This is a genomic window from Microbacterium thalassium, assembly GCF_014208045.1.
Lineage (GTDB): Bacteria > Actinomycetota > Actinomycetes > Actinomycetales > Microbacteriaceae > Microbacterium > Microbacterium thalassium.
On the sequence record NZ_JACHML010000001.1, the window covers coordinates 1,381,714 to 1,404,536 of the forward strand.

The 22,823-nt window shown below is 70.8% G+C and carries 21 protein-coding genes; 5 read left to right on the forward strand and 16 right to left on the reverse strand.

Annotation, left to right across the window (positions count from 1 at the left end; all coding sequences use genetic code 11):
* Window positions 1-69: 69 nt before the first annotated feature.
* Complete coding sequence (locus HD594_RS06380) at window positions 70-1,647, forward strand: DivIVA domain-containing protein (protein ID WP_184750149.1); 1,578 nt, start codon at window positions 70-72, stop codon at window positions 1,645-1,647.
* 259 nt (window positions 1,648-1,906) lie between these two features.
* Entirely contained in the window at window positions 1,907-2,950 is a 1,044-nt protein-coding gene (locus HD594_RS06385) for an IS110 family RNA-guided transposase (protein WP_184750150.1), read from the forward strand.
* 91 nt (window positions 2,951-3,041) lie between these two features.
* On the opposite strand, the gene HD594_RS06390 is transcribed toward HD594_RS06385, so the two are convergent.
* The gene (locus HD594_RS06390) at window positions 3,042-4,112 is read right to left on the reverse strand and encodes a threonine aldolase family protein (RefSeq protein WP_184750151.1); all 1,071 of its coding nucleotides are present in this window, start codon (window positions 4,110-4,112) and stop codon (window positions 3,042-3,044) included.
* A 126-nt stretch (window positions 4,113-4,238) separates the two neighbouring features.
* On the opposite strand from HD594_RS06390, the gene HD594_RS06395 reads away from it, so the two are divergent.
* Entirely contained in the window at window positions 4,239-5,600 is a 1,362-nt protein-coding gene (locus HD594_RS06395) for an MFS transporter (protein WP_184752626.1), read from the forward strand.
* A 27-nt stretch (window positions 5,601-5,627) separates the two neighbouring features.
* Here HD594_RS06395 and HD594_RS06400 read toward each other — a convergent pair whose 3' ends face one another.
* Entirely contained in the window at window positions 5,628-6,317 is a 690-nt protein-coding gene (locus HD594_RS06400) for an SDR family NAD(P)-dependent oxidoreductase (RefSeq protein ID WP_184750152.1), read from the reverse strand.
* Window positions 6,318-6,408: 91 nt separating this feature from the next.
* Window positions 6,409-7,842 (reverse strand): DUF6421 family protein, encoded by a 1,434-nt coding sequence (locus HD594_RS06405; RefSeq protein ID WP_184750153.1) that lies wholly within the window; start codon window positions 7,840-7,842, stop codon window positions 6,409-6,411.
* A 170-nt stretch (window positions 7,843-8,012) separates the two neighbouring features.
* Between HD594_RS06405 and HD594_RS06410 the strand changes: the two genes are divergently transcribed.
* Window positions 8,013-8,456: an Lrp/AsnC family transcriptional regulator gene (locus HD594_RS06410; RefSeq protein ID WP_271171255.1), complete on the forward strand. Its 444-nt coding sequence runs from the start codon at window positions 8,013-8,015 to the stop codon at window positions 8,454-8,456.
* 30 nt (window positions 8,457-8,486) lie between these two features.
* Here HD594_RS06410 and HD594_RS06415 read toward each other — a convergent pair whose 3' ends face one another.
* The 11 genes from HD594_RS06415 to HD594_RS06465 form a co-directional block, all read right to left on the reverse strand.
* On the reverse strand, window positions 8,487-10,019 hold the full coding sequence (locus tag HD594_RS06415; protein ID WP_184750155.1) for a CoA-acylating methylmalonate-semialdehyde dehydrogenase: 1,533 nt from the start codon (window positions 10,017-10,019) through the stop codon (window positions 8,487-8,489).
* Between the two features lie 88 nt (window positions 10,020-10,107).
* Window positions 10,108-11,418 carry an aspartate aminotransferase family protein gene (locus HD594_RS06420; protein WP_184750156.1) on the reverse strand — a complete coding sequence of 437 codons (1,311 nt, stop codon included), beginning with the start codon at window positions 11,416-11,418 and terminating at the stop codon, window positions 10,108-10,110.
* Between the two features lie 69 nt (window positions 11,419-11,487).
* Entirely contained in the window at window positions 11,488-12,663 is a 1,176-nt protein-coding gene (locus HD594_RS06425) for an ABC transporter substrate-binding protein (protein WP_184750157.1), read from the reverse strand.
* A gap of 55 nt (window positions 12,664-12,718) precedes the next feature.
* Window positions 12,719-13,549, reverse strand: coding sequence for an ABC transporter permease (locus tag HD594_RS06430; protein ID WP_184750158.1), 831 nt, complete (start codon window positions 13,547-13,549; stop codon window positions 12,719-12,721).
* On the reverse strand, window positions 13,546-14,379 hold the full coding sequence (locus HD594_RS06435) for an ABC transporter ATP-binding protein (protein ID WP_184750159.1): 834 nt from the start codon (window positions 14,377-14,379) through the stop codon (window positions 13,546-13,548). Before HD594_RS06435 ends, HD594_RS06430 begins: the two co-directional genes overlap by 4 nt.
* Window positions 14,376-15,326, reverse strand: coding sequence for an ABC transporter permease (locus tag HD594_RS06440; RefSeq protein WP_184750160.1), 951 nt, complete (start codon window positions 15,324-15,326; stop codon window positions 14,376-14,378). The genes HD594_RS06435 and HD594_RS06440 overlap by 4 nt, the downstream gene beginning before the upstream one ends.
* The gene (locus HD594_RS06445) at window positions 15,323-16,342 is read right to left on the reverse strand and encodes a TIGR03842 family LLM class F420-dependent oxidoreductase (protein WP_184752628.1); all 1,020 of its coding nucleotides are present in this window, start codon (window positions 16,340-16,342) and stop codon (window positions 15,323-15,325) included. The genes HD594_RS06440 and HD594_RS06445 overlap by 4 nt, the downstream gene beginning before the upstream one ends.
* Window positions 16,343-16,442: 100 nt before the next feature.
* Window positions 16,443-17,879: a dihydropyrimidinase gene (gene hydA / locus HD594_RS06450; RefSeq protein ID WP_184750161.1), complete on the reverse strand. Its 1,437-nt coding sequence runs from the start codon at window positions 17,877-17,879 to the stop codon at window positions 16,443-16,445.
* A gap of 158 nt (window positions 17,880-18,037) precedes the next feature.
* Complete coding sequence (locus tag HD594_RS06455) at window positions 18,038-18,886, reverse strand: nitrilase-related carbon-nitrogen hydrolase (protein WP_184750162.1); 849 nt, start codon at window positions 18,884-18,886, stop codon at window positions 18,038-18,040.
* A gap of 219 nt (window positions 18,887-19,105) precedes the next feature.
* A complete protein-coding gene (locus tag HD594_RS06460; RefSeq protein WP_184750163.1) occupies window positions 19,106-19,786 on the reverse strand; it encodes a hemerythrin domain-containing protein in 681 nt (226 codons plus the stop codon).
* Between the two features lie 72 nt (window positions 19,787-19,858).
* Window positions 19,859-20,377, reverse strand: a complete 519-nt coding sequence (locus HD594_RS06465; RefSeq protein ID WP_184750164.1) for a hypothetical protein — start codon at window positions 20,375-20,377, stop codon at window positions 19,859-19,861.
* A gap of 39 nt (window positions 20,378-20,416) precedes the next feature.
* On the opposite strand from HD594_RS06465, the gene HD594_RS06470 reads away from it, so the two are divergent.
* Window positions 20,417-21,067: a 2-phosphosulfolactate phosphatase gene (locus HD594_RS06470; protein WP_184750165.1), complete on the forward strand. Its 651-nt coding sequence runs from the start codon at window positions 20,417-20,419 to the stop codon at window positions 21,065-21,067.
* Window positions 21,068-21,086: 19 nt separating this feature from the next.
* On the opposite strand, the gene HD594_RS06475 is transcribed toward HD594_RS06470, so the two are convergent.
* Complete coding sequence (locus HD594_RS06475) at window positions 21,087-21,224, reverse strand: hypothetical protein (protein WP_184750166.1); 138 nt, start codon at window positions 21,222-21,224, stop codon at window positions 21,087-21,089.
* Window positions 21,225-21,240: 16 nt separating this feature from the next.
* The gene (locus HD594_RS06480) at window positions 21,241-22,704 is read right to left on the reverse strand and encodes an NAD(P)/FAD-dependent oxidoreductase (protein WP_184750167.1); all 1,464 of its coding nucleotides are present in this window, start codon (window positions 22,702-22,704) and stop codon (window positions 21,241-21,243) included.
* Between the last annotated feature and the right edge of the window lie 119 nt (window positions 22,705-22,823).

Here is a 22,823-nt window from a genome sequence, read left to right on the forward strand (position 1 = left end):
CGGAGCACGCGCCGGGCGCGCACGGACCCGATTGCGGCGTGCTCAGCGTTCCAGAAGCGGAGAGTCCCCATGACCGATCAGCAGACGCCGGTGTTCGGATCCGGCGCCGAGTCCCCATCGCCGTTCGAGGAGCTGATGGGACGCGGGTCCGCACCCGAGTCGTCGGGAGGCGCCGGCGGCGGGGTGGCGTTCACCACCGCGTTCCGCGGCTACGACAAGGACGAGGTCGACGCGGCGTTCGCGAACCTCTCGGCCCGCCTGCGCGCCGAGACCGAGAAGGCGGCGATGCTGCGCGACCGTCACGAGCGCGCCGGCGAGCAGCTGCACCAGCGCGCCCGCGAGACCGTCGAGCGGCTCGAGAAGGAGCTCGCCGCGGCCGACACCGAGCGGCGCGAGGTCGTCGCGCGGCTCGAGAGGGACCTCGCCGACTCGCAGAAGAAGCACCAGGCCCTGTCCGAGAAGCTCGGCGGATCGGATGCCGAGCACCGCGGCACCATCGCGAAGCTCGAGGCCGAGCTCGCCGCCTCCCAGGCGAAGATCGCCGCGTCCGAGCAGAAGATCGAGGCGCTCACCGAGGAGCTCAGCGACTCGTCCGGCGAGTCCGACAGCCGCCGCAACTTCGAGGAGATCCTCCGCGTCGCCGAGGAGCAGGCCAGCACCCTCATCAAGAACGCGACGATCCAGGCCGACCGCCTGCTCGAGGCCGCGCGCGGCGAGATCAACGCGCGCCGCGGCGAGGCGCAGACCGACGCCGAGGCGATCATCGCGCGCGCCGAGCACGACGCCCAGCAGGTGCGCCTGCGCATCGAGACCGAGCTCACGGCCCACCAGGCCCAGCTCGAGCGCGAGGCGCAGCACGCCGCCGAGAAGGTCTCGCAGGCCGAGCAGGAGGCCGCGGCCATCCGCACCGAGTCCGAGAAGGGCGCGGCGGCGCTGCGCTCCCTCGTGGCGCGCGAGACGACGCAGCAGCGCAGCGAGGCCGAGGAGGCCGTGAAGGAGCTGCGCATGCGCGCGCTCGAGTTCGAGGAGTCGCTCACGCGTCGCCAGGACGACGCGCAGCAGGAGTTCCTCATGCTCCACAACCAGGCGGTCGCCCACGCAGAGCGCATCACCCAGGATGCCAACGAGCAGGTCGCCGCCGCCCTCGAGCACGCCCAGCGCGTCGGGTCGAAGGCGGACGACTTCGACCGCCTGATGCGGGCGCAGGCGCAGCAGGTCGAGGCCGACGCCAAGCTCCGCGCCGGCGAGCACCTCGACCGGGCGCGCAGCAAGGCCCAGAAGATCATCGAGACCGTCACGGTCCACTCCCAGGCCGTGCTGCGCGACGCCGAGGATCGCACGCGCCAGCTGCGCTGGCAGCAGCACCAGCTGACGAGCTTCATGGCCGAGGTCGCGGAGCTCATCCGCGCCGAGCAGAAGGAGGGGCTGTCGTTCGACGACGAGGCCCCCGCCGCCGAGGCGCCGGTTGCCGAGGTCGCAGATGACGCGGCTCCCGAGGCTCAGGCGGACGCCGAGGAGTCGGCTCCCGAGGACGCGGCTCCCGAGGCTGAGGCGGAGGCGGACGAGGCTCAGGCCGAGCCCGTCGAGACCGACGACGTCGAGGCCGAGGTCGCTCCGTGGCCGGCGTCGGACGACCACGAGGACTGACTGTGAGGATGGCGTTCGCAGCCTGACGGTGCTGGGCTGTGGTCGGTGGCTTCGAGCGTGACCCTTGGCCTGACTGGCTTCGTGCCTTTCGCGCGACTTGTCCGCTCGGGGTCGCCGGCCCCGGCCCGAGTGGAGTGACTGGCCTGATCAGGAGCTTGACCGTCGAGCGTTGGCGCGCTCTTCGTGTCCCGTCACAGTCCTGCCGATTCTCCAACCCGGACCGGGATCCACGTCCCGTCCTGGCAATGGAGAAGAACGCATGAACAGTCTGACCGATCTGCTCGACGTCGTCATCGGCGTCGATACGCACGTCCTCACCCACACCGCCGCGATCGTCGATGCCGGCACGGGCGGGGTGATCGCCCAGCTCACCGTCGACGCGACCGCGACCGGATACGCAGAGCTGGTCGATTTCGCCGACGAGCACAGCACGCTGCGGGCCTGGGCGATCGAAGGGACCGGTGGGCACGGCGCCGGTCTCGCCCGTCACCTCGAGCGGTCGAGCGAGGTGGTCGTCGAGCTGGATCGACCCGAACGCGCGCAGCGCCGCCACGGGGCGAAATCCGACCCTTTGGACGCGATCCGCGCCGCGCGCGAGGCGCTGTCCCGGCCCCGGCTCGGAACACCACGTTCCCCAGGCGACCGCCAGGCACTGTCGGTACTGCTCGCGGCCCGCCGCTCCGCGGTCGCGTCATCTACCGATGCGCAGCGACAGGTCTTCAGTCTCGTCATCGCCGCACCCGAGCCGATCCGGGTCAAGTTCCGGGGCATGAAGCTGCCCGCGATGCTTCGCACCGCCGCGAAGCTGCGGCTGAGCCCGTCCTGGGACCTGGAGACCCGCACCACGGTCACCGTGCTGCGATCTCTGGCGCGCCGCGCACTCGAGCTCACTGCCGAGGCCGCAGCACACGAGAAGGAGATCCTCCGCATCGTCCGAACGATGCGCCCCGACCTGCTCGACCAGCCCGGGATCGGACCGATCGTCGCCGCAACAGTCCTCTGCGCATGGTCACATCCCGGCCGCATCCACTCCGAAGCCGCATTCGCGATGCTCGGCGGCGTCGCCCCGATCCCGGCGACCAGCGGTCAAGTCACCCATCGACACCGACTCAACCGCCACGGCGACAGGCAACTCAACCGGGCCCTGCACGTGATCGCGCTATCGAGGCTGCGCTACGACGAGCGCACTCGCGCCTACGCCGACCGCCGCACCAGCCAAGGACGATCACGCCGCGAGATCATCCGCTGCCTCAAGCGCTACATCGCCCGGGACCTCTACCGACTCCTCGAACACCCCGCTTGACATCCATAGGAGCGTCGCACATCGGCGGCCGGGCATCCGGTCGTGAACACTGCAGCAGCGGCGGCCGGACTTCCCGGCCGCCGCTGTCGCGTCAGAGCCCGGCGGTCTCGCGTGCGATGGCGGCGATGAACGCGTCGATGTCGTGCTCGCTCGTGTCGAACGAGCACATCCAGCGCACCTCGTTGCGCGACGCGTCCCAGTCATAGAAGCGGAACGATTCGCGCAGCCGGTCGGCGACGCCGTCGGGCAGCGTCGCGAACACTCCGTTGGACTGCGTGGGCTGCGTGAACGCAACGCCGCGGATCGAGCCGTCCGCGAGGCCCGCCTCGACGCCGCGACGCAGGCGCTGGGCCATCGCGTTCGAATGGCGCGCGTTGCGCAGCCACAGGTCGTCCTCGAGCAGCGCGACGAGCTGCGCCGAGATGAAGCGCATCTTCGACGACAGCTGCATGTTGAGCTTGCGCAGGTAGATCAGGCCGTGCGCGGCATCGGGGTTCATCACCACGACCGCCTCGCCGATCATCGCGCCGTTCTTCGTGCCGCCGAAGCTCATGACGTCGACGCCGGCATCGCGCGTGAAGGCGCGCAGCGGCAGGTCGAGGGCCGCGGCGGCATTGGCGACGCGCGCTCCGTCCAGGTGCAGGCGCATGCCGCGCTCGTGCGCGTGGTCGGCGAGGGCGCGGATCTCGTCCGGCGTGTAGAGGGTGCCGAGCTCGGTGGACTGCGTGATCGAGACCACGAGCGGCTGGGCGCGGTGCTCGTCGCCCCAGCCCCACGCCTCGCGGTCGACCAGCTCGGGGGTGAGCTTGCCGTCGTCGGTCGGGACGTTCAGGATCTTGATGCCGGCGACCCGCTCGGGAGCCCCGCCCTCGTCGACGTTGATGTGCGCCGTCGACGCGGCGATGACCGCTCCCCAGCGGGGGAGCATCGACTGCAGGCCGACGACGTTCGCTCCGGTGCCGTTGAACACCGGGAACGCCTCCACCCCGTCGCCCAGGTGCCGCACGAACAGCTCCTGCAGACGCGCGGTGTAGACGTCCTCGCCGTACGCGATCTGGTGGCCGTCGTTGGCCGCGGTGATCGCGGCGAGGACCTCGGGGTGCACACCGGAGTAGTTGTCGGAGGCGAAGCCGCGGAGGTTGGGGTCGTGGATGGTCGTCACGATCTTCCAGCCTACGTCCTCGCCGGAGTGCGGCGGGATCGCGGTGTCGGCGGCGCGGAGTACGCTCTCGGCGTGGAAGAACCGTCCCCCGACGCGCGAGCTCAGCTCGCCCCGCCGCCGCACGGCATGCGCACCTTCGTCCAGGTGCTCGTGAACACCGCGGTGGCGAACATCACGACCAGCTTCCTGTGGTTCGCCCTCACCTTCTGGGTGTACATCGAGACGCAGTCCGTCCTCGCGACGGGGATCATCGGCGGGGCGTACATGCTGCTGGTGGCCATGTTCGCCATGGTCTTCGGCACGCTCGTCGACCGGTACCGCAAGCATCGGGTGATGGTCCTGTCGAGCATGGTCACGCTCGCATCGTTCCTCGTCGGCGGGGCGCTGTACCTGGCCCAGCCCGAGTCGGCTCTGCTGGATCTGGGCGGACCATGGTTCTGGCTGTTCTCGGGCATCATCCTGTTCGGCTCGGTGATCGAGAACATGCGCAACATCGCGCTGTCGACGACCGTGACGCTGCTCGTTCCGGTGGAGCGGCATGCGAACGCGAACGGCATGGTCGGCACGGTCACCGGCATCGCCTTCATGGTCACGAGCGTGTTCAGCGGTCTGTCGGTGGGGCTGCTCGGCATGGGCGGCACCCTCGTGATCGCCCTGGTGTTCACGGCGCTCGCGCTCGTGCACCTGCTCACACTCCGCATCCCCGAGCCTCAGCCCGAGCCGGACGCCGAGCATGCCCCGGCGATAGATGTGCGCGGGGCGCTGCGCGCCATCGACGCCGTCCCGGGCCTCATGGCCCTGATCCTGTTCACGACGCTCAACAACCTCATCGGCGGCGTCTACATGGCGCTCATGGACCCGTACGGTCTGACGCTCTTCCGCGTCGAGGTGTGGGGGATCGTGCTCGGCGTCGCCTCGACCGGGTTCATCGTCGGCGGGGCCGTGATCGCGAAGTTCGGGCTCGGCCGCAACCCCATCCGCACGATGCTGCTGCTCGTGGTCGGGATGGGCATCGTCGGCGCGCTCTTCACCATCCGCGAGTGGTGGCTGCTGTACGCCGTCGGGATCTGGCTGTACATGGCGATGGTGCCCGCCGTCGAGGCCGCCGAGCAGACCGTCATCCAGAAGGTCGTGCCCTTCCGGCAGCAGGGCCGCGTGTTCGGCTTCGCGGCCGCGTTCGAATCCGCCGCCGCACCCGTGACGGCGTTCCTGATCGCACCCATCGCGGAGTTCGCGATCATCCCCCACATGGACTCCGGCGCCGGGCAGGACGCGTGGGGATGGCTCGTGGGCGAGGGCGAGGCGCGCGGGATCGCGCTCGTATTCGTGTTCGCGGGCGTGATCCTCGCGGTGCTTGCGGGACTGGCGTTCCTGACGCGGTCCTACCGTGTGCTGTCGGAGCGGTTCGCGCGGGAGCCGGGATCCGTGGCTGTCGCTGCCGCGCCGACCCGGGATGCCGGTCCCGAGGCGGTCGACCCGCGGCGCTGAGAGCCCCGAGCGGGCGGAGGTCGCGCGTCAGGCCGACCGTCCGCTCAGGTCGATCACGGTGTCGTTGACGGCATCCGCGTCCTCGCCCCACAGTGCGCAGAACGCGCGCGCGAGGTCGTCCTCGAGGCCCGCCAGGGTCTTCACCCGGAAAACCACCGAGGCCGCCCGCAGCGGCTGCCCGGCATCGCGCGCCGCCTTCGCGAACCCCTGCGCGACCGCGCGCGCCCACGCCTCGGTCGCGGCCTTCACGGCGGCGTAGTTCGCGCCGCCCGCGAGGGGGCGGGTCACCGCGGTCGACGAGACGACGGCGAGGCGGGCGCCATCCGACGCCCGCAGGTCGTCGTCGAAGGCGCGCGTGACATGGCGCAGCGCCGTCAGCGAGTTCTCGAGGAATCGGTAGTCCTCTTCGGTCTGGCCGGCGAGCCCGCCGCCGCCGCGCCATCCGCCCACGAGGTGCAGCACACCGTCCACGGGGCCCGACGCGGCGCGCACGCGCTCGGCGAGGGCGGCCACGTCGGCCTCGTCAGACAGGTCGCACGTCTCGACGGCGATGCCGGGGACCTCGGCCGCGAGGTCGGCGAGCTTGCCCGCATCCCGCCCCACCGCGATGACGCGCGCTTCGGCATCCGTCAGCGCGCGCGCCGCCGCCGCGCCGCTCGCGCTGGTCGCGCCCGCGATCAGGACGGTGCGCCCGGCGAGCCGGTGTCCTTGTGTCATCGAGCCATCCCTCTCTCGCTGGGCCGTCCCCCTGTCCACCGTTCCAGAGGGGCCCACCCGGCCGAAAGAGGGCGGGGCGATCCGGCCGCGGTCAGTCGCGGCCGGTGATGCCGGTCGTGGACGCGATGACGGGGCGCATCTTCTTCTCGAGCGCCTCGTAGAACATCGAGAGGGGGAACTCGTCGTCGAGCACGGCGTCGGTGTACCCGCGCGGCGGGCCGGCGAGCACCGCATCCGACAGCCCGCGCGACCACGCCGACGCCGGGTTCGGCGTCAGCGTCGCACGGATCAGGTCGTATGCGGCCAGCCAGTGCGCGGTCTTCGGCCGGTCGATGGAGCGCCAGTACAGGTCGTCGATCGCATCGCCGAGGGCCACGACGGCCGTGGGCACGTCGGCCCAGTCGATCGCGAGCGACGTGTCGGTCCAATGCAGCACGCCCCGCTGGTGCAGCCACGCGAACAGCAGCTGGCCGCCGAGCCCGTCGTAGTTGCGCACGCGCGAGCCGGTGATGGCGAACCGGAAGATGCGGTCGAACAGCACCGCGTACTGCACGAGCTTCGCGTGCTCGAGCATCTCCGCCTCGGCGGCGTCGAGCGCGTCGCCGGCAGCCGCACGCGCGCTCAGGCGCCGGTCGATGGCCACGCACTCGCGGAACGCCGTCAGGTCGCAGCGCAGCTCCTCGAGCGAGTACAGGAAGTACGGCATCCGCTGCTTGATCATGAACGGATCGAACGGCAGGTCGCCGCGCATGTGGGTGCGGTCGTGGATGAGGTCCCACATCACGAACGTCTTCTCGGCGAGGTCCTGATCCTCCAGCATCCGCGCCGCGTCGGCGGGCAGGTCGAGCTTCGTGATCTCGGACGCCGCCCGCACGACGCGCCGGTACCGCGCGGCCTCGCGGTCCTGGAAGATCGCGCCCCACGTGAACGCGGGGATCTCACGCATCGCGACCGTCTCGGGGAACAGCACCGCCGAGTTGGTGTCGTAGCCGGGCGTGAAGTCGATCAGCCGCAGCGACACGAAGAGGCGGTTGGTGTACTCGGTCTCGAGCCGTGCGATGAACTCGGGCCAGATCGCCTCGGCGATGAGGGCCTCGACGAGCCGGCTCTGCGAGCCGTTCTGCGTGTACATCGGGAAGACGACGAGGTGGCGGATGCCGTCGACGCGGTGCTGCTGGGGCTGGAACTCCACCAGCGAGTCGAGGAAGTCCGGCACGCCGAAGCCGCCTTCCGTCCAGCGCTCGAAGTCGCGGACCGAGGCGTCGAGATAGGCGCCGTCGTGCGGGAAGGCGGGGGCGAGGGCGCGGATGCCGGCGGTGATCGCGGTGACGAGCTCGCGCGCGGGCGCGTGGTCCGCGGCATCCGGGATCGATCCGTCCTGCGCCTGCAGGGACTGCAGCCGCGTGGCGGCGTCCTTCAGCAGGTGCCACGCGCGGGAGGTCTCGGCGGTGCGGGCGTCTTCGACGACCTCGGGCTCGCCGATGATCGCCGTGGTCGCGCGGAGCGCGGGCGTGATGCCGGACATGGGAACCTCCGATCCTCGTGCGGTCATCCTGAGTGTTTCTCGCTCGATTGTAGGAGGAAAATCGTCGATGCCTGACCCTAGCCGGAAATAGTCCGGTGAACGGGGTATCTGCCGGTATGGTCGGGGACATGACGGCGAACGAGCAGAGCGCACCCGCATCCGCCCCGCGCATCGACGACGCGATCGACGCGCGCATCGTCGGCGAGGTCTCGCGCGACGGGCGCATGACGCTGGCCGACCTGTCCGCGGCCGCAGGGCTCTCGGTGTCGGCGGTCCAGGCCCGCCTGAAGCGGCTCGAGGCGCGCGGCGTCATCACGGGGTACCGCGCGGTCGTGGACCCTGAGGCCGCGGGCAAGCCCCTGTCGGCGTTCATCGAGATCACGCCGCTGGACCCGGCTCAGCCCGACAACGCCCCGGAACTGCTCGAGCACCTCCCCGAGATCCTGTCGTGCCACTCCATCGCCGGTGACGCCGCCTACCTGCTGTTCGCGCGCGTCGAGAGCCCGCGACGCCTCGAGGGGCTCATCCGCGACATCCGCGCCGCCGCCTCCGTGAACACCCGCACCACCGTCGTGCTGCAGACCTTCTTCGAGAATCGGCCCCTGGTGAGCTGAGCGGGGGCGGGGCGCCCCGGACCGCGGCGATCAGGTGTGCTGCGGGAACCCGAGGTTGATGCCGCCGTGCGACGGGTCCAGCCAGCGGCTCGTGATCGCCTTCTCGGCGGTGAAGAACTCGAACCCGTGGGGGCCGTAGGCCTTCGCGTCGCCGAACAGCGACGCCTTCCAGCCGCCGAACGAGTGATACGCCACCGGCACCGGGATCGGCACGTTGATGCCGATCATGCCGACCTCGACTTCGCGCTGGAACCGCCGGGCGGCGCCGCCGTCGTTCGTGAAGATCGCCGTGCCGTTGCCGAAGGCGCCGGAGTTGATCAGCTCGAGACCGTCCTCGTAGCCCTCGATGCGCACGACCGACAGCACCGGCCCGAAGATCTCCTCGCGGTACGCCGCCGACGTCGTCGGCACCTGGTCGAGCAGCGTCGGACCCACCCAGAAGCCGTTCGGGTCGCCGTCGACGTCGATGCCCCGCCCGTCGACCACCACGGTCGCGCCGTCGCCCGCGGCGACGTCGACGTAGCCGGCGACCTTGTCGCGGTGGGCGCCGGTGATGAGCGGGCCCATGTCGCAGCCGCGGGTGCCGTCGCCCGTGCGGAGCGTCGCCATGCGCTCCGCGATCTTCCCGACCAGCGCGTCGGCGATCGTGTCGACCGCGAGCACCACCGAGATCGCCATGCATCGCTCGCCGGCCGAGCCGAACCCCGCGTTGACGGCCGCGTCGGCGGCGAGATCCAGATCGGCGTCCGGCAGCACGAGCATGTGGTTCTTCGCGCCGCCCAGCGCCTGCACGCGCTTGCCCGCGCGCGTGCCCGTCTCGTACACGTACCGGGCGATGGGGGTCGAACCCACGAACGAGATCGAGCGGACGTCCGGATGCTCCAGCAGCGCGTCGACGGCGACCTTGTCGCCGTGCACGACGTTGAAGACCCCGTCGGGCAGTCCCGCCTCGGCGAGGGCGGCGGCCATCCAGTTCGCCGCGGACGGATCCTTCTCGCTGGGCTTGAGCACGACGGCGTTGCCGGCGGCGATCGCGATCGAGAAGAACCACATCGGCACCATCGCCGGGAAGTTGAAGGGGCTGATGATGCCCACCACGCCGAGCGGCTGGCGGAGCGTGTACACGTCGATGCCGCTCGAGGCGTTCTCGCTGTAGGCGCCCTTCGTCAGCTGCCCGAGGCCGCACGCGAATTCGACGACCTCGAGGCCGCGCGCGATCTCGCCGTGCGCGTCGGCGAGCACCTTGCCGTGCTCGCTGGTGAGGATCTGCGCGAGCTCGTCCTTGCGGGCGTTCACGATCTCGCGGAACGCGAACATCACCTGCTGGCGCTTGGCGATGCTGACGTCGCGCCACGACGCGAACGCGTCCGACGCGACCTCGACCGCGTGGTCGACGTCGCCGGCCGTCGCGAACCGCACTTCGCGCTGCACCGCCCCCAGAGCGGGGTTGTAGACGTCGCCCGTGCGGTCGGATCCGCCGGCCCAGGCCGCTCCTCCCACCCAGTGGTCGACGATCGCGGTGGCGGCGGGCGCCGCGTGCTCGAGGGTGCTGGTGTCGGTCATGTCGGTCCTCTCCATTGAGGGCCCTTCGTGGGGGCCGTCTTCCAGTCTGCGCCCGGTTGCCCAGGACGCAACCCCCTCGACGACCGGCTCAGGCACTCCCGACGACCGTGAGCGCCTCGTCGAAGACCGCCAGCGCCTGGGCGACCTCGTCGGGGGTGACCACGCACGGCGGCACGACGTGCAGGCGGTTCTCGACGATCATCGGCATGACGCCGCGCGCGATGATCTCCTTCTTCAGCGCGCCCATGCCCGCGGCCGGAAGCGGCTCGCGGGTGTCGCGGTCGCTCACCATCTCGGCGACCCAGAACACACCCTCGCCGCGCACCTCGCCGACGAGCGGATGCCGGTGCGCCAGGTCGAGCAGCCCCGGCCCGATGGCCGACGCCCCGATGACCGCCGCGTGGTCGACGATCCCCTCGGACTCCATGGCGTCGATCGAGGCGACGATGGACGCCGCCGCGAGCGGATGACCCGAGTAGGTCAGTCCGCCCGGGAAGACGCGCTCGTCGAAGACCTCCGCGATCGGATCCGAGATGATGACGCCGCCGATGGGCACGTACCCGGAGTTCACACCCTTGGCGAAGGTGATGAGGTCGGGGACGACGTCGTAGCCGTCGAACGCGAACCAGCGTCCGGTGCGCCCGAAACCCGCCATGACCTCGTCGAGGATCAGCACGATGCCGTGCTTGTCGCACAGCGCGCGGACGCCGGCGAGATAGCCCGGCGGCGGGATGAGCACGCCGGCGGTGCCGGGGACGGACTCCAGCAGCACGGCGGCGATCGTCTGCGGCCCCTCGGCCTGGATGACGCGCTCGAGATGGTGCAGCGCCCGGGCGGACTCCTCTTCGGGCGTCGTCGCCCAGAACTCCGAGCGGTACAGGTACGGCCCGAAGAAGTGCGCGTGGCCGCGCGCGTACTGATTCGGCATGCGTCGCCAGTCGCCGGTGGCGACGATGGCTCCGCCGGTGTTGCCGTGGTACGAGCGATAGGTCGACAGCACGGTGTCGCGTCCCGTGCTCAGCCGGGCCATGCGCATCGCGTTCTCGATGGCATCGGCCCCGCCGTTGGTGAAGAACACCTTCGAGAAGCCCTCGGGGGCCTTCGCGACGATGCGCGCGGCGGCCTCGCCGCGCTTGAGGTGTGCCGTCGCGGGCCCGATCGTCGCGAGCTCGGCGGCCTGCTCCTGGATCGCGGCGACCACCTTCGGATGCTGGTGGCCGATGTTGACGTTGACGAGCTGGCTCGAGAAGTCCAGCATCCGGTTGCCGGCGTGATCCCACACCGTCGTGCCCGACCCGCCCGCCACGACGGGGAGGTCCAGGCCCGCCTGCGCGAGCCACGAGTGGAACACGTGCGCGCGGTCGAGCTCCTTCGCGCGGGCGTCGAGATCTTCGGTCATGAGGCCGATCCTTCCGGAAATGGGTGTGGGGCGCCACGGCCTCGCCGCGACGCCCCACAGAGGAGAGGGTTACTGGCCGCCCTCGGTGAGGGTGACCTCGATCGGGGTGTACTCGCCCGAGACCTCGACGCCCTCATCGGCGAGCTCCGCCAGCGCCTGCTCGATGTACTCGTTGGAGTAGGCGGTGTCGCTCGGCTCGGCGGTGATCAGCTCGAGGCCGTCCTGGTTGACGGCCGACAGTGCGCCCGCGACGGTCTTGTCCCACGCCGCCGCGTCGACGACGCCGAAGTCCGCACCCGTCCAGATGAGCTTGTTGACCTCGTTCATCTGCCACAGCTGGTGCACGGGACCGACCGGGAAGGCCGCCTCGGCGTTCGAGGCGATGTCGTAGACGATGCTCGCGGCGTCCTCGGGGTTGTCGCGGGCGTACAGCCAGCCCTTGGTGATCGCCTTGAGGAAGCGCACCGCGGCGTCGGCGTAGGCCGGGTCGGAGTCGAGGCGCTCGGTGTCGGCCCAGATGGCGTCCTGCAGCATGGCGCCCTCGGTCTCCTCGTACGACACGACGTCGAAGTCCTCGGGCTGGTACAGCTCGCCGGTCTCGGGGTTGACGACCTCGAGGATCTGCGCCCACTCGTTGTAGGTCATCGCCTGCGCGGCATCCACGTCGCCGTCGAGCAGGGCGTTCATCGAGAAGTCCTGCGTGGTGATCGACACGGTGGTCGAATCGAGTCCCTCGGCGGCCATCGCCGCGAAGATCTCCCACTCGTTGCCGAAGCCCCACGAGCCGATCCGCTTGCCCTCGAAGTCCGCGACCGACGCGATGCCGTCGTCCGCCCACGACACCTGCAGGGTGCCCGAGGACTGGAAGACCTGGGCGATGTCGGTCAGCTCGACGCCCGAGGCCTCGAGCGTGCCGAGCACCTTGGGCACCCACGCGATGGCGAAGTCGACGTCGCCGGCGACGAGGGCGTCCTGCGGCACGATGTCGCCGCCGGACGGGACGATCTCGACCGCGTCGAAGCCCTCCTCCTCGAAGTAGCCCATCTCCTGGGCGATGTAGTACCCGGCGAACTGCGCCTGGGGCAGCCACTGCAGCTGCAGGCTGATCTCGGTGAGCGGCTCGAACTCGTCCGTCGTGGCGTCGTCCGTCGACTCGCTCGTGCCGCCCGAGCACGCCGCGAGCGTGAGGGCCGCGACGGTCAGGGTGGACGCGGCGACCAGGCCGCGTCGGATGCTGTGTCTCATGGTGTTCCTTTCACGATGGGGTGGTGCTGGGTGGTGCTGGTGGTGCAGGTGCCGGTCAGACCGGCGGACGCCTCGTCACGAGCCGCTCCAGGAGCGACGTGGCGAGGAAGAAGATGAGCCCGATGAGGATGCCGCCGAGAACGTACGCCCACGCGAGCGCCGCGCGCCCCGACTTGGCGTACGTGGCGATGGCGGTGCCGATGCCGTCGGCTGGACCGCCGAAGTACTCGGCGACGAGAGCCGCGATCACCGCGAGCGAGCTCGCGATGCGCAGACCGGTCATGAGGTGGGGGAGGGCCGCGGGCAGCGTCAGATGGCGGAACGTCTGGGAGGCGGATGCTGCCGAGGCGCGCATCAGGTCGCGGTGGACGGGATCGGTCTGGCGAAGGCCGCGCAGCACGTTGATGAACACCGGCACGAACGCCGCGATGGTCGCGACGGCGATGCGGCCGAACTGACTGGAGGCGCCGAACATCGTGTTGAAGATCGGCGTGAGGGCGACGATCGGGACGACCGCGATCGCCGCGACCAACGGTGCCATCATCTGATCCGCGGGCCCGATCGCGGCGGCGAGCCCGGCGAGCACGAGCGCGAAGAGCGTGCCGAAAGCGAGGCCGATCAGGGCGTTCGTGCCCGTGATGAGCATGTCCTCCGAGATGATGCCCCAGCGGGCGATGAACTCGGCGATGACCGCGAACGGGCTCGGGAGCATCCGCGGCGCCGCGCCGAGCACATCCACCCACAGCACCCACAGCACCAGGCCGATGACCCCGACCGCGATCGGCGCGACGATCCGCAGCCACGGCGGCAGCGGGCGCTCGGAGGGCAGCCGGCGCACCGGCTTCGCGCGCGTGAGCCCGACATTGCCGGGCGGTGCGGCCGTCATCGCTCGTTCGCCCTCTCGATGCGGGTGCCGTGCAGCGCCTCGCGCACCGCGGTGACGCGCTCGAAGTACGCCGGCGACTCGCGCAGGTCCTCGTCGCGGGTGTCGCCGAAGGTCGTCTCGACGACCTCGGTGATGCGGCCCGGGCGGGGGCTCATGACGACGACGCGGTCCGACAGGAACACCGCCTCGGGGATCGAGTGCGTGACGAAGACGACGGCGGCGCCGGTCTCGGCGGCGATGCGCGTGAGCTCCGACTGCAGATACTCGCGCGTCATCTCGTCGAGGGCGCCGAACGGCTCGTCCATCAGCAGCAGGCGGGGGCTCGCCGCCAGCGCACGCGCGATCGCGACGCGCTGCTGCATGCCGCCGGACAGCTCGTCGGGGTAGCGGTCGACGAAGTCCGAGAGGTTCACCAGCTCGGCGAGCTCGGCCACCCGCGCGGTCCGCTCGGCGCGAGCGTGCCCGTGCAGCTCGAGCGGCAGCGAGATGTTCCCCGCGACGGTGCGCCACGGGAGGAGCCCCGCCTGCTGGAACGCGATGCCGTAATCCTGGTCGGCGCGGGCCTGCGCGGCGGGCTTGCCGAAGATCTCCAGCGACCCCGCCGTCGGTCCGTCGAGGTCCGCGATGAGCCGCAGCAGCGTCGACTTGCCGCACCCGGACGGGCCGATGAGCGAGACGAACTCGCCCGCGGCCACCTCGAGGTGCACGTCGGTGAGGGCGGTGATGTCGCCGGTCTTGGTCGCGAAGACCTTCTCGACGCCGCTGGCCGAGACCGCCGGAGCGGTCGTGGTCGTGCCCGCCGGGGCGGCATCCGTCGTGCGTCCGGTCATGCGGTCGCCTCTCCTCTGCGGTAGTTCTTCAGGCCGATCCCGAGAAGCGCGACGGAGCCGGCGGCGATGAGGCCGATGAGGATCGACCCGAAGGTGGGGCCCCACGGGGCGGCGGGGTCGGCCGACGCCTGCCCCGCGAGCTGCAGCAGCATGCGGCCGATGCCGCCGCGCATGCCGATCGACACCTCGGCGACGACGGCGCCGACGACGGCGTTCGCCGCGGCGAGGCGCAGCGCCGGCAGCAGGTAGGGAACGGATGCCGGCAGCCGCAGACGCAGCAGGGTCGCCCAGTATCCGGCGGCGTACGTGCGCATCAGGTCGACATGGATGCGGTCGGGCGCGGCGAGGCCGCGCAGGACCCCCACCGCGACCGGGAAGAACGCCAGATACGACGCGATGACCGCCACCGACAGCCACTGCGGCCACGGCATCACGTCGCGGTCGATCTGGTTGCCGATCGCGTTCACGACGGGTGCGAAGGCGATCAGCGGCACGATCTGGCTGACGACGATCCACGGCAGCAGGCCCCACTCGACCAGCCGCCACCGCTGCATGACGAGGCCGAGGATGCCGCCGACGATGACGCCGATGACCCAGCCGACGGCCGCGATGCCGAGGGTCAGCGCCGCCGCCGCGGCCACCGACACCCACAGGGGCGGTGTCGCTCCGCCGCTCGTGGGCTCGAACAGGCGCGCCACCATGTCCCACACGTGCGGCATGGCGCGGTCGTGGGTGCGGGGGAGGAGCATGACGCCCGATCCGGTCTCGCCCTCGACGGCGCCGACGACCAGGCCCTCGGCGGGACCGAGGAACTTGTACAGCTCCCACAGCGCGATGACCGCGAGGACGCCGAGCACACCCCACCCGACCGCGTACCAGCGGCGCGTCCGCGCGAGGGATCGCGCGGCGCGAGCCGGGGTGCGGGAAGCGGGCGGGGCGGCCGTCATGACTTGGCCGTCACATGGTCGGCGAGTGCGGGGATCACGGTCTCGCCGTAGACCCGCATCGTCTCCTCCTTGTTGTCGTGCTGCAGGTAGCCGGCGAACTGCGTGACGCCGAGCTCGGCGAGCGCCTTCAGCTTCTCGATGTGCTGCTCGGCGGTGCCGAGGATGCAGAAGCGGTCGACGATCTCGTCGGGCACGAAGTCCACGTGGTCGTTGTCGGACTTGCCGTGCGTGTTGTAGTCGTAGCCGGTGCGGCCCGCGATGTAGTCGGTCAGCGCCTGCGGCACCCCGTCGCCCTGGTGGCCGTACTTCGCGACGATGTCCGCCACGTGGTTGCCGACCATTCCGCCGAACCAGCGGGTCTGGTCGCGCATGTGCCCGATGTCGTCGCCGATGTACATCGGCGCGGCGACGCAGAACGCGATGTCGTCGGGGTTTCGGCCCGCGGCCTCGGCGGCATCCCGGACCGTCTTGATCATCCAGGCCGCGATGTCGAGGTCGGCCAGCTGCAGGATGAACCCGTCGCCCACCTCGCCGGTGAGCTTGAGCGCCATCGGTCCGTACGCGGCGACCCACACCTCCAGCTCCGAGCCGCGGCTCCACGGGAACTGCAGCGTCGAGCCCTTGTACTCCACGGCTCGCGAGTTCGCGAGCTCGCGGATCACGTGGATCGACTCGCGCAGCTCCGCCATGGACGACGGCCGGCCGTTGGTGACCCGCACGGCCGAATCGCCGCGGCCGATGCCGCACACCGTGCGGTTGCCGTACATCTCGTTGAGCGTGGCGAAGACGGATGCCGTGACCGTCCAGTCGCGCGTGGCCGGATTCGTCACGAACGGCCCGACGGTGATGCGGTTCGTCTGCGCGAGGATCGCCGAGTAGATGACGTACGGCTCCTCCCACAGCAGGTGCGAGTCGAAGGTCCACACGTGGCTGAAGCCGTGGGCCTCGGCCAGCTTGGCCAGCTGCACGGTGCGCGCCGCGGGCGGGTTTGTCTGCAGGACGACGCCGAAGTCCATGTCGTTCACTGCCTCTCTGGTGTCGGGGTGGTTCACGTCCCGCTTCCGGGCGCCGGGGGCTTCGCCGGGCGACCGGACGCGGGACACCGGTCGGTGCGGGTCAGAGCAGGTACTGGCTGAGGCCCCGCTTGAGGTACTTGCCGTCGCCCTTGGACCCCAGGTACTGGTCGTCGTCGACGATGATCTTGCCGCGGGCGATGACCGTGTCGACGTGGCCGTCGATCTCGTAGCCCTCCCACGCGGAGTGGTCCATGTTCATGTGATGGGTCTTCTCGTACCCGATCGAGGTGTGCCCGTTCGGGTCGTAGACGACGATGTCGGCGTCGGCTCCCGGCTGGATGACGCCCTTCTTGCCGTACATGCCGAACATGCGCGCCGGCGTCGTCGAGGTCAGCTCCACGAAGCGCTCGAGGCTCAGCTCGCCGGTCACGACGCCCTGGTACATGAGGTTCATGCGGTGCTCGACCGACCCGATGCCGTTGGGGATCGCGCGGAAGTCCGCCAGGCCCAGCTCCTTCTGGTCCTTCATGCAGAACGGGCAGTGGTCGGTCGAGACCATCTGCAGGTCGTTCGTGCGCAGCGCCTGCCACATGTGGTCCTGGTGGCCCTCGGCGCGCGAGCGCAGCGGCGTCGAGCACACCCACTTGGCGCCCTCGAAGTCGCCCCACTCCTCGCTCGTCGCGCCCAGCTGCTCCTCGAGCGACAGGTACAGGTACTGCGGGCACGTCTCGCCGAACACGTTCTGGCCGTTGTCGCGCGCCCACGCGAGCTGCTCGACGGCCTGCTTCGCGCTCACGTGCACGACGTACAGCGGGGCGCCGGTGAGGTTCGACAGCATGATGGCGCGGTGCGTGGCCTCCTCCTCCATCTGCCACGCACGGGCCTTGCCGTGGAAGTACGGGCTGGTGTTGCCCTTCGCGACCAGCTGCTCGGCGAGAACGTCGATCGCGGGACCGTTCTCGGCGTGCATCATCGTCAGCAGGCCCGTCTCGGCCGAGATCTGCATGGCCTTGAGGATCTGGGCGTCGTCGGAGTAGAACACCCCGGGGTAGGCCATGAAGAGCTTGAAGCTCGACACGCCCTCGTCGATGAGCCTCGGCATCGCCGCGAGGGAGTCCTCGTCGACGCCGCCGATGATCTGGTGGAAGCCGTAGTCGATCGCGCAGTTGCCGGCGGCCAGCTCATGCCAGTGGGCCAGCCCGTCCTCCACGCGCTCGCCGTACTTCTGCACGGCGAAGTCGACGATCGTGGTCGTGCCGCCCCACGCGGCGGCGCGCGTGCCGGTCTCGAACGTGTCGCTGGCGCTCGTGCCGCCGAACGGCAGCTGCATATGGGTGTGCGCGTCGATCCCGCCCGGGATCACGTACTTGCCGGTCGCGTCGACGACGGTGTCCACGGACGCCGTGAGGTCGGTGCCGAGCAGCTCCGACCCCGGCGCGAGCACGGCGACGATCGTCTCGCCGTCGATGAGGACGTCCGCCTCGCCGCGGCCGGTGGCCGAGACGACGGTGCCTCCCTTGATGAGTGTGGTTGCCATGCTCTCTCCTCTTCAGATGTCCGCTGCGCGGCGCGGCCTCCGCGACCGCATGCCCCCGGCGGCCTGCGGCCGCCTCCCGCCAGACCCGATGCCAGCGGTCGCGGAGGCCGCGCCGCTTCGCTCGTCTGACCGGGTGCGCATGAGGGTGGGGGCGGTGGTCAAGGGGCGACGATGTCGCCGTAGGTGTCGGGACGGCGGTCGCGGTAGAACTGCCAGTCGTCGCGCATCTGCTGCACGAGGTCCAGGTCGAGGTCGCGCACCAGCAGCTCCTCGTGCTCGCTCGAGCCGATGTCGCCGACGAAGTTGCCGCGCGGGTCGATCACCTGGCTGTTGCCGTAGAAGAACACCGCGTCGTCGCCGTACTCGTTGTCCTCGAGGCCCACGCGGTTCGGCTGGAGCACGTAGTAGCCGTTCGCGACGGCCGCGGCCGGGCCCTCGATCTCCCACAGACGGTTCGACAGGCCGGGCTTGGTCGCGTTCGGGTTGAACACCATGTGCGCGCCGTTCAGGCCGAGCTCCCGCCATCCCTCGGGGAAGTGCCGGTCGTAGCAGATGTACATGCCGACCTTGCCGACGGCCGACTCGAAGACGGGGTAGCCCATGTTGCCGGGACGGAAGTAGAACTTCTCCCAGAACTTCTCCACGTGCGGGATGTGGTTCTTGCGGTACTGGCCGAGGATCGTGCCGTCGGCATCCACCAGCACCGAGGTGTTGTAGTACACGCCGGTCTGCTGCTCCTCGTAGATGGGGAGCACCATCACGATGCCGAGCTCCTTGGCCACGTCGGCGAAGCGCTGCACGATGGGGCCGTCAGCGGGCTCGGCGAACCGGTAGTACTTTTTGTCCTGCGTGATCCCGAAGTAGGGGCCGTAGAACAGCTCCTGGAAGCACATCACCTGGGCGCCCTGAGCCGCGGCGTCCCGCGCGAAGCCCTCGTGCTTGTCGAGCATCGACTCCTTGTCGCCCGTCCAGGTCGTCTGCGAGATCGCCGCGCGTACCGTGGTCATGGTCCATCCCCCGTCCATTGCTGCACCGCTTCGGCCTGGGCCGACGGGGGACCGGGTCGGGTCCGGTGGGTTCCACCCCGTGAGCCGATCATTCTGCGCCCACATTTCCCCGCGGTTTCGGCCTATGTCCGAACAGTAAAGCCTCGGCGGCGCGCGCGGCAGGGGGGTGCGTGCAGCGCGCGCGCACGTCGCGGGAGCGCGGTGGCGGCCCGTCGCCGATCAGCGCCCTTCGATGAGGGCGCGGTTCTTCTCGTACCGCGACCGGCCGATCATGCGCCACACGAGCCGGAACGGCGGCGGGAACTCCTCGCGCAGGAACGCGTCGGGATCGGGCTGGGCGCGCAGCACGGTCCCGATCATGTTCCACGTCTGGCCCTTCGGCGTCGCCCTGCGTCCGTGCTCCGAGAACCAGTCGGCCTCCTTCTCGGTGATGGTCGTCTCCATCACCGGCACGATGTTCTCCTCCTCGTCGGGCAGGTGCACGGCGAGCGCGGCGTTGATGCCGTCGAGAGCCTGCAGGACCGCGTCGGGATCGCTCGCCGCGGTGCGCCACGCCGGGAGGGCGCGGTCGAGCTCGCGCAGGTGCACCAGCATCTCGGCGTGCTGCTTCTTCATGCGCTCGACGTGTACGGCGCACGCCGGCGCGCGCTCCTCGAGCGGACCCCACAGCCGCGCGTCCTCACCCTCGTGGTGGGCGTGGAGGCTGACCGAGAGCATGTTCAGCTGGGTGGCCACGGCGTCGGCGTGCGCGGTGTCGCCGGCGCGGACCGCGCGCACCAAGTCGGAACCTTCGCCGAACCCGGAGCGGAACACGCGATGGATCATCGCCATGCCACTGGCATCGCACGTCTTGGGCTGCTGCGGCTCACCGCCGCTGGAGGGCATTGCTTGTGCGGGCATGAGAGCCTCCCCTGTCAGGGCCCGAAGATAGCGCGCACGCCTCCCCGGCGAAAGGGGATGCCGGCGGCGCGGTCAGGCCGGCTCGGTCGGCTCGGGCGCGGGCTCGGGGTCGTGCGCCCACGTCGGAGCCATGGCGTGGATGCGCGCCGCGCGCCACTGCCACGTGGCCCACAGCACCGGCCACAGCGCCGGCGCGGCGGCGCCCCCGATCGCGAGGCGGTCCCGCCACAGCGTCTTCGACGGGTCGCCGGGCGCGGGGGAGACGGCCATCTGGTGGTCCCACACATCGAGTGCCGCGAGGGGCCCCGTGAGCGGGATGCCCGAGTCGCGGAGGATGCGCACGGGGCCCCGGGAGTCCTCGACGCAGCGGTCGCTGATGTGGATGAGCTGGTCGCCGAGGGGAACACCCGCGGCCGCTATCGACACCGGGACGTCGGCGCCGGGCTCGAACCGTGTGGGGAGGCCCCCGGCCGACATCGGCGCGACCTCGAGCAGGGGTCCGTACAGCTCGGCCACGGCGCGAGGCGAATGGAGCGCGCGCCAGGCGGCATCCGCGTCGCAGTCGATCACGAGCTTGAGCAGGATGCGCATGCCCCCAGTGTCGCACCACCCACCACGTACCCTGGAAGGATGCCCGACCATATCTCCAGCCCGTACGACCAGCAGCGCTATCAGGTCCGCCACGAGTGGGGCGCGATCGGCCTCGGCCGGCTCGCACCCGCCGATGTCGTCGTGGTGGTGGATGTGCTGCGGTACTCGACGGCGATCACCGAGGCGGTCGCGTCCGGTGAGCGCGTGCTGCTGGACGACGACGCCCACGCGGTGTCGCTGAACGGTGCGCCGGTCGCCGGGCGGGCCACGCTCTCGTCGGGTCTCGTGCTGCTCGGGTGCCTGCGCAACGCCGCCGCCGTCGCCCAGGCGGTCGCCGACGAGCAGGATCGTCGCGGCGAGCGGACGAGCGTCGCGGTGATCGCCGCCGGCGAGCGCATCGGCTCCGACCCGCACGATCCCGTGCGCTTCGCCGTGGAGGACATGCTCGGCGCGGGGGCCATCATCGACGCGCTCGGCGAGCACGGCATCGACCACACGTCGCCCGAGGCCGCAGCCGCCGGCGAAGCGTTCCGCGGACTCGGGGGCGCTGTGCGACACCTCGTCAGTGCGAGCGGTTCGGGTCAGGAGCTGATCGCGCGCGGCGAGCAGGGCGATGTCGCGCTCGCCGCGCAGGTCGATGTCGCCACCGCCGTCCCGGTGCTCGACGCGGGGTACTTCCGGGCCCTCTGACCGGGGCCGCCCTCGCGGGTCAGTGCTGGGCCAGGCGGAACATCCGCCAGCCGAGCACGACGAAGCGCCAGCCCTGGAGGAACCAGTTCGAGCGTCGTCGCAGTTCGGCGGCGGACGGATCGGCGGCCGTGTCGATCAGCTGCTGTGCCGTGGTCATGTCAGTCCCTCCCGGTTCATTCGGGGATCAGGTACCAGAACGGGTAGGCCTTCGCCTTGTACAGGAAGGCCGTGTGGAGCATGCGCTTGAGCCAGTGCGCCGCCAGCCCGATCTCGCCCACGGTGCGCGTCGCGTCGCGTCCGTGGGAGTCCGGTCGCTTGGCGAAATCGGGCACGATCGGCGTCATGGTCATCGCCACCGCCGTGCCGCGGGCGAAGCCCGTGCCGGTCGAGGCGATGCAGGCGGCGGGGAGCTCCGCCATCGACGCGCGGTGCGGCGCGGTCCCGGCGCCGTGGCGGACCATGCCGGCGATGCTCAGCGCCGCGGCCTTGCCCATCGCGCCCGACGGCATGCCGGTGCGCGGCGGCGCCGGGGCGATCGCCACGCCGTCCGGAGTGCTCATCGGCGTGCTGATGGCGTGCGGCGGGGCGAACGCGATGCCCACGGCGAACATGTTCGGGTAGCCGGGCACCTGATACGTCGACGGCCAGTCGTCGCCGGACCACTCCTCCGGCGCCTTGGGGCTGTAGTCCGCGTCGACGCGCATGAAGCCGCTCGGCGCGAAGAACCGGTCGGTGACGTCTTCGCCCGCGCGGTCGTACGCCTTCAGGGGCACGCCGCGGAAGGGCGGCAGCAGCATGGCGAAGTCGTACGAGAGCTCCTGCGGCGCACCGTCCTCGTGCACGTAGTGGATGGCGGATGCGTCGACCTCGGTCACCGCCGCGCGCGCCACCGCGCGGATGCCGCGCTCGTGGAACAGGCTCGCCATGAACTGCTCGCCCGAGACCGGCCCGTCGGGGGTCTCGAACGACATCCCGCCGACGCCGAAGTCGCCCAGCGCCGGCTCGTTGCTGAGGTAGACGACGTCGGCGCGGTCGCGGACGCCGGCCCGCTCGAGCTCCTGCTCGACGTTGAAGGCGTACTCGAACGCCGCACCCTCGCACGTGCACTGCCCGTGGCCGACGCCGACGACGAACCGCAGGTGCTCTCCGTCGCGGCAGCGGCCGATCGCCTCGGAGAGCTGTGCGGATGCCTCGACGGCGTGCGCGGGCGTGCACACCGAGACGGTGTTGCCGGCGTCGGGCCCGAGACCGGGCGTCGCGCCGAAGTTGAGCATCGGCCCGGTCGCGTTGACGAGGTAGTCGAAGCGGATCCGCTCGGTCTCGCCCACGCGGCCCTGCCCGGTGTACTCGATGTCGACGGCGCCCTGCGGGGACTCCTCGTCGCCGTCGGGGCGGATCGCGACGGCCTTGGCCTGGCGGAAGTCGATGCGCTTGCGGCGGTACACCGGCTCGAGGGGGAACACCACCGCCTGGGGCTGCATCCGCCCCACGCCCACCCAGATGTTGGAGGGGATCCAGTTCCACGTCGAATTCGGCGACACCACGATCACGCGGTGCCCGCGCCCGAGCTTGCGGCGCAGCGTCAGCGCCGCGGTGTGGCCGGCCACCCCTGCTCCCAGAACGACGACGGTCGACATCCTCGCCTCGATTCCCGGCCTCCGTGGCCGACGGGTCAATAATGCCCCCGGGGGTATATCGCGGAGGGGGACGTTGGTCCCGTCGTCGGCCGGGAGACCGGGTGTCAGCGCGGCGTCAG